The organism is Siphonobacter sp. BAB-5385, from assembly GCF_002261125.1.
GTDB lineage: Bacteria > Bacteroidota > Bacteroidia > Cytophagales > Spirosomataceae > Siphonobacter.
This window is the reverse complement of the sequence record NZ_NMPS01000009.1, coordinates 1-9,460: the sequence shown is the minus strand read 5'-3', so window position 1 is coordinate 9,460 and position 9,460 is coordinate 1. Positions and strand designations below refer to the sequence as shown.

Sequence of the window (9,460 nt, the reverse complement as noted above, 5' to 3'; positions counted from 1 at the left end):
TTAGCGGCAGAAAGCCTGCGGCCCGACGTTATACTGTTAGACATTGGGATGCCCGATCTAAACGGGTACGATACCTGCCGACTGATTCGTCAGCAGCCCCGGGGCAACGAAGTATTCATTGTAGCAGTCTCGGGCTACGGCCAAAAGGAAGACCAGCAGCGAGCTCAGGAAGCGGGCTTCAATCAGCATTTAACCAAGCCAGTAGAGGTAGAGGTCTTGATTCAAGTGCTATCCCGGTTGTTCTAGCTTGATTCGCTTAATGATTTAACAAGTAAACGTTTAAACGAAGACAAGGGGTCTCCTTAAAATGGAAGGCTCCGATTATCAAGCTTTTCACCTAGAAGTGAAGACCCTCTACATTAGGTCGAATCTCTATCAAGCAAGCTCGGCAGTCGTTGGGCTTCTTTTGTTTAGGGAGCACTACGGCGATTTTCAGTTTGTGATTAATCTGGAAGCTATCTGATTCTGGGATAGGTCACACAAGCGTTACAGGATGATCTTAGGAGGGGTACTGCATTGCATGTATGTAGTGCCTGAGGATGTAATCGACTTCACACTATCTTTGTTTCCATCCGTTGTCTACCGTTTTCCTTTATGAAGTCCTTTTTCACAATTTTTTCATTCCTGCTTCTGTGTTTCGCTTTCAGTGCCTGCAAAAAAGACAATCCTCCGGTGGAACCCACTACTAATCAAACCGTCTTCATGGCTGATAGCAAGGGTGGGCTATATGCTTTTAATGCTCAAACGGGAGCAACGCTTTGGAAAAAGCAAATTGACCATCCCGTAAGCGAAGGATTTGTGGTAGCCAATGAGTTACTCTATATGCCAACCCTTGATCAAACCATTCAGGCGTACGAGGTGCAGACGGGGAATTTGAAATGGGAAGTGGAGGTTGACAAGGCTAATCTATCTACCAATAATATAGTAATAACTAACGGCATACTATGTACTAGTGGAGTTGATTATCTAATAGGTTTAGATGCAACGACTGGGCAAAAGAAATGGGAGCTAACTTCCCTGGCTAATCATGGAATGATCTATGCTCAAAACGGAATAATATATATCAGATCGAGTGCTATTACCGTTATGGAGGCTTCCACGGGTACAGTTAAATGGCGAACCACATTAAAAGAATTTACTGAATCCCCATTTGTTATCGATCATGAATCTTTGTATGTGTTTTCATACGCCTCAGAACCAGACCCCTCCAGTCCCTTCGGATTTCCTAAGCCTTATGAACAAGTGACTCGACTGGACTTAAAAACAGGCAACATAAAATGGAGTCAACGGCTTACCGGAACCACGAGGACAAGATTATTTGCTTCTTCACCGGAACATCTGTTTATAAGATATAGAGCTCATTTGAATATCGCCTAAGATCTCTAGCGAAACAAGACGGTCGGCTGATCTGGGATATACCAGAAAAGCCAGGGTTTGGCTGGTCTTCGCCTTTTTACTCAAAGTCATACCTGTACATGGGGGCTGAGGATGGAGGATTTTATCAAATGCATGAAGAGACGGGAAGTTTCAAAAAAGTATTTCAGACCAATGAGGCATTCAGGTCTAGTCCAGTTATTGTCAACGGAATGATTTACGTCGGGGGCCGAGATCATCGTTTATACGCCGTTGAAGAGGCTACGGGGCAGGTAAAGTGGTCCGTGCCCGTCAAGAACGATCTATTCATTGCCTCACCCGTTGTACTTGATTCTAAGGGGAAAGCTATCACTACGCTGAATCAGGTATGCTAGATTAAAAGCGGTAGTGGATAAAACAAAAAGAGAGAGCCTCAATTTGAGACTCTCTCTTACCAGTGGAGACGGAGGGATTCGAACCCTCGTCCAGAACAGGGACGCCACGCATCTTCTACATGCTTAGTTGTCTTTCGATTGTCGGGAACTCGTCAGGTCGACAACAAACCGAACGGATTCCGTATTCGCTGGTACTGATTAGGGCTTAGCGAAATGGGCCCCTCAGACACTACCTTTCGACGTCCCGAACTCCGACCCGGTAGTGTGACGGTTCGGCGGAACGATGGCTAATGGTTAATCCTCCGGATTAAGCAGCCATAGCGTAGCTATTGTTGCCAGCTATTGTTTTAGAAGAATTTTACACGGAAGGTTCTTCCAACTTCCGACATGCTTACACCCGCAACTTCAACCCGCTGTCAATACCCGTCGTCCCCGGATGTTGATTGGGCGAAAATGATCGTTTTCATTTTCAGGGCCACAAATATAACTCCTTTCCCTGATAAATTGTTCAGAAAAGGCCTTTGTTTATAAGCCCAACTCACTCAGTTCATCTTCCCGCACCATCAATAGTATGGCAGAATGAGGAATAATGAGGTACTTTTCGCCATCAATTTCCACATCAAACGCATTCCGACGTAAAAATAAAATCTGATCGTTTTCGCGTACCTGTAGCGGAACGTATTTCACGTCTTCCTTTTTCTCTTTCCAGGGCTCATCTAGATCGCTGGCCGCCGGAATCGGAAAACCGGGGCCTACTTTGATGACTACGCCCTGCTGAATATCTTCTTTCTCCGTAACGGTAGGAGGTAAGTACAAACCCGAACGGGTTTTCTGCTGACCATCACTGGGGCGAACCAGTACCTTATCGCCCGCCATGATTAGTTTTCGTAACGTATGAATGCCTTCCAGCGTACTCATGATCTTTTTTAAGTTATGCGGATTCGATTCGTTAAAAGGCCATTCCGTACGGGGTCAGACGGAAAAATTGTCAGGAATTCTGCCTCGCTTGCCAAGCTCTACTACTTCTACGTCAAAAATTCGGCCCTGATCGACTTTAAAGCGGAGAGCTGTCATGATTCGATGAAAGCCTTCTTTCCCCGCTGCACCCGGATTCATGAATAACATACCGCTGGAATCCCGCTCGACTCGCAGGATGTGCGAATGTCCACAGATCAGTACGTCGGGTTTTTGTTCCCGCAGCAGCTGACGGGCATCCGGTTTGTAGCGGCCGGGCGTTCCGGCAATATGGGTCATACCCACCTTAACCCCTTCGCAGGTAAAATGATTGATCAGTGGAAACAGGGAACGTATTGCCGTTCCATCAATGTTTCCATATACGCCCTGAATGGGTCTGGCATACATTTGGAGGCGTTCATACACACCGGTACCCCAATCTCCCGCGTGCCAGATTTCGTCCGCCCAGCGACAGTGTGAATCCAGGGCTTCGTCGAACCAGCCGTGTGTGTCAGAAAATAATAAAATCTTTTTCATTTCTAAAGTATCCTTTTACCTTGCCACCCGGCAGTCGTTTCGCTGAAAGTCAGTGAAAATCATGTGTTACCTTCTGTTGAGATGACGTATAGAGACCCGTTGTGCGTACCGTTATCTGAGTTGAACTACTTCCGGTTTCCTTGAAATCCTAAAGAAGTAATAAACTTTAATCAGCAGACAATCAATGATTTATTGCTTATGATTATTACACCTTTTGAAACCGAGCTGTATCAAAAACTCAGTGTTTTCTTCGCCGAGAATGGGTTTGAATTGCTTTCGGATCGAAAGCAGTTCAGAAAGCAAACGCCGGTTGGATTCTACAATGTGGTCTTTTCTACTTCGTATCGAACCAACGAAATCTGGTTGGATGTAAGCATTGGTTTGCGGCATCAGGAAATTGAATTTCTAGCCCAGCAATTTCTCGATAATGCCGAAGAATACCGCGAAGATGCAAATACGCTGGTGATTTCTGTAGGGAAATTCAATGACGATAAATATTTCCGGTACAAGTTGCAAAGCACTGAGGATTTAAACGACGTTTGCGACCAGATCAAGGAATTTTTATTGAATCAGGGCTTTGCGTTCATGGAAAAATATGGTTCACTCGAGGCATTGAATCACCTGCTCAACGATGAACCCACCAAGCCAAGTAAGTTTCTTTATAATCAGATTCACCGCTGTTTCAAGGGAATCATCGCTGCCCGATTCAGTAATCACGAACGGTTTTTACGGTTGATCGACCTGTATCGGGTACAGGTGGCCAAGCTGGGAGCTTCCATCGAAGAACAGCAAACGTTCGAACGGCTGTTGAGCTTTCTCTTGTATCACTCGTTGAATTGAATTTTCATAACCGTCTGATTATCATTTTATCCGTACATCGGTAATCACTTATTTATGTCACGTACCGCATTTATTACCGGGGCTACTTCCGGGATTGGCAGAGCGACGGCTCTGGCTTTTGCTGAACTGGGTTATCGGTTATTGTTACACGGCCGACGTCAGGAACGACTGGATGAGCTCAAAGAAGAACTACAGGGCAGGGTAGACGTACATACGCTGAACTTTGACGTTCGGTACCGGGAAGACGTGGAAGAAGCGTTCGCAAGCGTACCGGAATCCTGGCAGGAAATCGATATTCTGGTCAACAACGCTGGCAATGCTCACGGGCTGGGACCCATTCAGGAAAATGATCCCGATGACTGGGATGCCATGATTGATGGGAACGTAAAAGGTATTCTGTACGTGTCGAAACTGGTGATGCCTGGGATGATTGCCCGGCGAAGTGGTCATATCATTAACATCAGTTCGGTAGCGGGCAAGCAAACGTACCCCAACGGAACGGTGTATTGTGCTTCCAAGTCGGCCGTAGAAAGCATTAGTCAGGGCATGCGTATGGATTTGAATCCATTCGGAGTCAAAGTTACCAACATCGCTCCCGGAGCCGTAGAAACGGAGTTTTCGCTGGTTCGCTTCAAGGGTGACGAAAAACGGGCGGATCTGGTTTATCAGGGATTCACACCGCTTTCGGCCGAAGATATTGCTGAAACCATCACATTCGTAGTGACCCGGCCACCCCATGTAGTACTGGCCGATATTCTGATTTTCCCGACGGCTCAGGCTTCAGCCATGCTTCTGAAGAAAGACTAAGCGTTACGTATACGGCCTGCGTTATTGAGCAGGCCGTATAACTACTTTAGGTAGGATTAATTTTGGGGCGGACTCTTTTGTGACGCGTCTTCTTCGAAAAGTCATCCGACATGACGCTGATATTCCCATCCACTTCCAGGACCGCTAGGTCAACTTTTTGCAAGCGTTCCACGCCGTGTTCGCGAATGGCAGCCTCGAGTTCATTGACGCTAATTTGAGCCTTCGCCAGATTCCGATCTTTCACGTGGCCTTTATATACCAGTAAAACGGGCTCCCCCTGTAAGAGATGATTGATTCGTGGACTCCGGTACAAGAGTTTTTTCAGCACGAAATTACTCGCAAATAAAGCTCCCGCCGCGACTACTCCGCCCATCAGGCTCGTATCAGGGCCTACCATGGCATTCTGTACAGCATTGGAAATCAGTAAGACAAAGACCAGATCAACGACCGATAGCTGCGAGAGTTCCTTCTTTCCGAAAAAACGGATGCACACAATAATAAACAGGTAAACGGCCACGGCCCGGCCGCTAATGTTTAGTAGTTCATTCATAATCGGTTCGTAAAATAAGATGTGGGTCGCGAGCATCCAACACGCCAGGTGTATCAGGTGATTTCTAATGGCTATATACCCGAAACGTAGGATTATACCAAACACAAACGAATAAAGAAGGGGAACGGTAGGCGGTAGCGTAGCTAACGGGTGAGCACTATGGTTAGCGTTACCCTGGCGATACTATTAAAGACTTGTAACCTTGAAATAGGAGAAAAGTAAAATAGTGGAAATTCAACTACTAACGCCCTGCCTCAACATGAGTCAGGAAGCAGCAATAGGGTAGAGGCAACTATTGTATAAGCTGAGGCCGGGTCATTTCACCAATGACCCGGCCTCCTTTTTATGGTAAATACTTCTCTGATACCTTTAGTTTTGGCCAGATGATCAGTCTCTAAAGTAATTTTCAGTAATCAGTTAAAAGCCTGACGAAATTCCAGTGGCGATAAATTTGTCTTTTTCTTGAAAAGCGTGCTAAAAGATTGCGTGTGCTCAAAGCCCAGGGCATAGGCGATCTCGCTGACCGAAAGGTTGGTTGTGGAAAGTTTTTCTTTGGCTTTGGCGATCAGTTTTTCATGAATATGTTGCTGGGTGTTCTGACCCGTATGAACCCGAAGTAGGTCACTCAAGTAGTTCGGCGACAGATTCATCTGTTCCGCAATGTATTTTACCGTGAGCAAACGCTGGGCGTCGCTGGTAAAGTAGTCATCGACCAACTGCTCGAACCGGGTTAGCAGGGCTGAATTATTATTCTTGCGAGTCAAAAACTGCCGCTCATAAAACCGGTTGGAGTATTTTAGCAGGCTCTCAATCTGCGTCAGAATGATCTCCTGGGTATGCTTATCGATATGCTGGCACTCCTTATCGATTTTATGAAGAATCGTGATCAGGTCATCTTCTTCTTCGGCTGACAGGTGAAGGGCTTCGTTCACTGCGTAACCGAAAAAACCGTAGTGGTGAATGCTGTTCGCCAGCGTATGCTGTAACAGGAAGTCCGGGTGAAAGATCAGGAGATAACCGGACCCGCATTCCATCGTATGCAGGTCCAGTTGTTGCACCTGATTGGGTGCGGTAAAACTCAATACCCCTTTATCGTAATCATAATGCTGCTGTCCGTACCTGATCTTGCCTTTGGCTTCGCGTTTGAGTGCCACACAATAAAAGCGGTTCACAAAACCTTTCCAGATCTCATCTTCCAAAAAAACACTTTCCGCCAGATTGATCACACTCACCAGCGGGTGGCGAGGTTCGGGTAAGGACAGGAGACGGTGAAATTCCGAGATGGAGTTGATGGCGTTCATACCTAAAATTAATCAATTAATCCCATACTAAACTCATCGTAAGGAGCACCGGTATCCGTACCCAAAGGCACGATGCTTTCCAGGCTTGATACATCCGCCGGAGTTAAGTCAATCGTGGTTGCGGCCATGTTTTGCTCCAGGTACTTCCGGCGTTTCGTTCCGGGGATCGGTAGGATACCTTTGCTCATGATCCAGGCCAAAGCTAACTGCGAAGAAGTAACTTGTTTGGTTTCAGCCATCGCTTCAATGGCCTTAACCAGTTCAATGTTCTTATTAAACATTTCGCCCTGAAAACGCGGGATGGCCCTGCGGAAATCATTCTCGGGCAGGTCATCGATACTTTTGATCTGCCCCGATAAGAAGCCACGGCCCAGCGGTGAGTACGCTACAAAACCAATACCCAGTTCCTGTAAGGTTGCCAGAACGCCACGCTCTTCCACGGTCCGCTCGAACAACGAGTATTCGCTTTGTACGGCAGTGATCGGGTGCACGGCATGGGCTCGCTTCACCGTTTCGGACGAAACCTCCGACAAACCGATGTACCCCACTTTGCCTTCCTGAACCAGCTCCGCCATCGCCTGAACCGTTTCCTCAATCGGGGTATTTTTATCCAGGCGGTGCAGGTAATACAGATCAATATAATCCGTATTCAGATTTTTGAGCGAACGCTCCAACGCTTTCTTCACATACTCTTTCTTGCCATTAATGGCCCAGGTTACCTTGTTGTGGTCGTCGATTTCCCAGCCAAACTTGGTCGCCAGAATATACTGATCACGTTTACCATGGATGGCTTTCGCAATCAACTGCTCATTCTTCAGCGGTCCGTACAGATCGGCAGTATCTAAAAAAGTACCGCCTAATTCAAGCGAACGGTGAATCGTCGCGATGGCTTCCTGCTCATCGGCAGGACCATACATGTGTCCCTCTTCAAAGCCCGTCATTCCCATACAACCCAGGCCGATTACTGGTACAACCAATCCCTGGCTGCCCAATGCGATTTGTTTTATTTCCATGAGGCAAAGGTCGGGAGGCGTAATCACACGCCTGTATGCAAACCCCTGAAGCTTGTAAGCAAATCAAGGAAGGATTATAAATTCAATTTCATGTACGGGATCGAGGTTGTGAATAGGTCTGTAGCTGGTATTTCAATTGGCAGCGGTCAACTTAGTTTGACATAGCCGTAAACAACTCGTAACTACCAAGCAAAAGCCATTGACTATCAGTGAGATAATCAATGGCTTTTACTTGGTGACAAGAGATGTCTATTAAAACTATACTACTTTACTTATTTCAATTCACTGGCTTTAATTTCCTTGGTCCACTTCAGTTCGCCCCGGGTGTTGTACGCTTTTACGGTTAATACCCGCTCGTTCTTGGCACCGGAAAGCGACATGACCGCAAAATTACGTTCGGTCAGTACGGTTTCGGGTAACAGTGTTGGAGATACTGCTTCTTCTTTGGTTTGACGGGCAGGACCTGAGGTGAAGGGCGAAATGGTGAAATCATAGAAAGGATACGCGTTGAATCGCTGAAGTTTGTGCACGGCCGTATGGTGACGGTCGCCCGAAAGGAATACTACACCCGGAATTTTCTGTTCCGCGATCCGTTTCAGCAGTTCTTCCCGCTCTTCCGCGTATACGGAGTAGTTTTCAAACTGAGCCGCCGGATTGATCACCTGACCACCGCAAACTACAAACTTGAACGTGGCCTGACTAAATTTCAGAGCGTCAATCAGCCAGTCAAGCTGCTTCTTACCCAGGTAATCTTTGTTCGAGCCTTCCAGTTCGTTGGGGGCCCGCCACCAGCGGTCATCCAGCATGAAAAACTGGCAATCGCCCCACTGGAAGGTACCCGTAATGCCTTCTTTGTCAAAGGCATAGTTTGGATTTCCCCAGAATTGTTTGAAGATGTCGAGGGCGTCACGCTTCATCCAGAAACTGCGGTCTGAGTCATTGGGGCCGTAATCATGATCGTCCCAGATGGCGTAGTGGTGCGTATGGGCCAGCAGGGATTGCAGTTGCGGGAATGAGCGACCATGCGTCATGCGGCGGAGCATTCCGGTACGCGTACTCCAGTCCACCTCCCGGTAGTAATTGTTGTCGCCACCCCAAACCATAAAGTCGGGACGCAGACTGTCAATTTTCGTAAAGATCTCGTATTGCTGACCGTAAGGCGTACCGGGGCGGTCGTACTCGGGTTCACTGAAATAGGCACAGCTACCGAAAGCAAAGCTAAACGCGGGCGGATCGGTACGGTACTGCCACAGTTGCTGGGTCTGAAACTGAAGCGGATAGGGGCGGGCTACTTTTTTTCCATCCACCCAACTTCGTACTCGTATTTTTTGCCTGGTTCTACCTGATCGGCGTACAAATGAGCAATGTAGGCGTTGGTTTTTTCCGTATTAACCTCATCGGTAGATCGTTTGTTGGAGGGATTGCCCACTTCCCAGTACTGAATTTTAACTTTAGCCGCTTTCTTCGTCTGAGCCCACACCATAACTTCCATGTAGTCGGAATAACCTAACATGGGACCACTTTGTAACTGAGCCTGAGCGGTCAGAAGTGTACTGGTGAATAAAAGAAAAAGCCAGAAACGTATCGTTTTCTGCATGTGTTGATGATTAAGAAATAGTTAATAATGGCTCGTTGCCTTGCAGGTAGCAAATTTAGGAGGTAACGTTTAGAGTTTAGAGTTTGCAGTTTGCAGTTTGCAGTTTGCAGTTT

Annotated in this window: 12 protein-coding genes and 1 other RNA gene; 5 read left to right on the top strand and 8 right to left on the bottom strand. The window is 47.0% G+C overall.

The features are described from left to right. The 3 genes from BWI93_RS00780 to BWI93_RS00770 all read left to right on the top strand — a co-directional run. Nucleotides 1-246 (top strand): response regulator (locus tag BWI93_RS00780; RefSeq protein WP_141217302.1); only part of this gene is annotated, 246 nt, incomplete at its 5' end. Between the two features lie 348 nt (nucleotides 247-594). Then, the gene (locus BWI93_RS00775) at nucleotides 595-1,377 is read left to right on the top strand and encodes a PQQ-binding-like beta-propeller repeat protein (RefSeq protein WP_094808272.1); all 783 of its coding nucleotides are present in this window, start codon (nucleotides 595-597) and stop codon (nucleotides 1,375-1,377) included. 26 nt (nucleotides 1,378-1,403) lie between these two features. Continuing rightward, entirely contained in the window at nucleotides 1,404-1,748 is a 345-nt protein-coding gene (locus BWI93_RS00770) for a PQQ-binding-like beta-propeller repeat protein (protein ID WP_094808271.1), read from the top strand. Between the two features lie 60 nt (nucleotides 1,749-1,808). On the opposite strand, the gene ssrA is transcribed toward BWI93_RS00770, so the two are convergent. The 3 genes from ssrA to BWI93_RS00755 all read right to left on the bottom strand — a co-directional run bounded on the left by ssrA (nucleotide 1,809) and on the right by BWI93_RS00755 (nucleotide 3,239). Continuing rightward, nucleotides 1,809-2,182, bottom strand: a transfer-messenger RNA (tmRNA) gene (gene ssrA, locus BWI93_RS00765). Nucleotides 2,183-2,273: 91 nt separating this feature from the next. Then, on the bottom strand, nucleotides 2,274-2,666 hold the full coding sequence (locus tag BWI93_RS00760; protein ID WP_094808270.1) for a co-chaperone GroES family protein: 393 nt from the start codon (nucleotides 2,664-2,666) through the stop codon (nucleotides 2,274-2,276). 54 nt (nucleotides 2,667-2,720) lie between these two features. After that, nucleotides 2,721-3,239 carry a metallophosphoesterase gene (locus tag BWI93_RS00755; protein ID WP_094808269.1) on the bottom strand — a complete coding sequence of 173 codons (519 nt, stop codon included), beginning with the start codon at nucleotides 3,237-3,239 and terminating at the stop codon, nucleotides 2,721-2,723. 192 nt (nucleotides 3,240-3,431) lie between these two features. Between BWI93_RS00755 and BWI93_RS00750 the strand changes: the two genes are divergently transcribed. Together BWI93_RS00750 and BWI93_RS00745 are read left to right on the top strand one after the other, a co-directional pair. Further along, nucleotides 3,432-4,079 (top strand): hypothetical protein, encoded by a 648-nt coding sequence (locus tag BWI93_RS00750; RefSeq protein WP_255157670.1) that lies wholly within the window; start codon nucleotides 3,432-3,434, stop codon nucleotides 4,077-4,079. Between the two features lie 54 nt (nucleotides 4,080-4,133). Next, entirely contained in the window at nucleotides 4,134-4,886 is a 753-nt protein-coding gene (locus tag BWI93_RS00745; protein WP_094808267.1) for an SDR family NAD(P)-dependent oxidoreductase, read from the top strand. Between the two features lie 46 nt (nucleotides 4,887-4,932). Here the strand turns inward: BWI93_RS00745 and BWI93_RS00740 are convergent, their stop codons facing one another. The 5 genes from BWI93_RS00740 to BWI93_RS28415 form a co-directional block, all read right to left on the bottom strand. Further along, nucleotides 4,933-5,436, bottom strand: coding sequence for a DUF421 domain-containing protein (locus BWI93_RS00740; protein ID WP_094808274.1), 504 nt, complete (start codon nucleotides 5,434-5,436; stop codon nucleotides 4,933-4,935). A 413-nt stretch (nucleotides 5,437-5,849) separates the two neighbouring features. After that, nucleotides 5,850-6,737, bottom strand: coding sequence for an AraC family transcriptional regulator (locus tag BWI93_RS00735; protein ID WP_094808266.1), 888 nt, complete (start codon nucleotides 6,735-6,737; stop codon nucleotides 5,850-5,852). Between the two features lie 8 nt (nucleotides 6,738-6,745). Then, a complete protein-coding gene (locus BWI93_RS00730) occupies nucleotides 6,746-7,750 on the bottom strand; it encodes an aldo/keto reductase (RefSeq protein ID WP_094808265.1) in 1,005 nt (334 codons plus the stop codon). A gap of 272 nt (nucleotides 7,751-8,022) precedes the next feature. Then, complete coding sequence (locus BWI93_RS00725) at nucleotides 8,023-9,057, bottom strand: alkaline phosphatase (RefSeq protein WP_255157669.1); 1,035 nt, start codon at nucleotides 9,055-9,057, stop codon at nucleotides 8,023-8,025. After that, entirely contained in the window at nucleotides 9,039-9,347 is a 309-nt protein-coding gene (locus BWI93_RS28415; protein WP_255157668.1) for a hypothetical protein, read from the bottom strand. The genes BWI93_RS00725 and BWI93_RS28415 overlap by 19 nt, the downstream gene beginning before the upstream one ends. Nucleotides 9,348-9,460: the final 113 nt, after the last annotated feature.

What these genes read in the sequence shown, in the direction of transcription:
- BWI93_RS00760 (WP_094808270.1), bottom strand. Translation starts at nt 2,666, where the DNA reads ATGAGTACGCTGGAAGGCATTCATACGTTACGAAAACTAATCATGGCG.
- BWI93_RS00755 (WP_094808269.1), bottom strand. Translation starts at nt 3,239, where the DNA reads ATGAAAAAGATTTTATTATTTTCTGACACACACGGCTGGTTCGACGAA.
- BWI93_RS00745 (WP_094808267.1), top strand. Translation starts at nt 4,134, where the DNA reads ATGTCACGTACCGCATTTATTACCGGGGCTACTTCCGGGATTGGCAGA.
- BWI93_RS28415 (WP_255157668.1), bottom strand. Translation starts at nt 9,347, where the DNA reads ATGCAGAAAACGATACGTTTCTGGCTTTTTCTTTTATTCACCAGTACA.
- BWI93_RS00740 (WP_094808274.1), bottom strand. Translation starts at nt 5,436, where the DNA reads ATGAATGAACTACTAAACATTAGCGGCCGGGCCGTGGCCGTTTACCTG.
- BWI93_RS00775 (WP_094808272.1), top strand. Translation starts at nt 595, where the DNA reads ATGAAGTCCTTTTTCACAATTTTTTCATTCCTGCTTCTGTGTTTCGCT.
- BWI93_RS00735 (WP_094808266.1), bottom strand. Translation starts at nt 6,737, where the DNA reads ATGAACGCCATCAACTCCATCTCGGAATTTCACCGTCTCCTGTCCTTA.
- BWI93_RS00730 (WP_094808265.1), bottom strand. Translation starts at nt 7,750, where the DNA reads ATGGAAATAAAACAAATCGCATTGGGCAGCCAGGGATTGGTTGTACCA.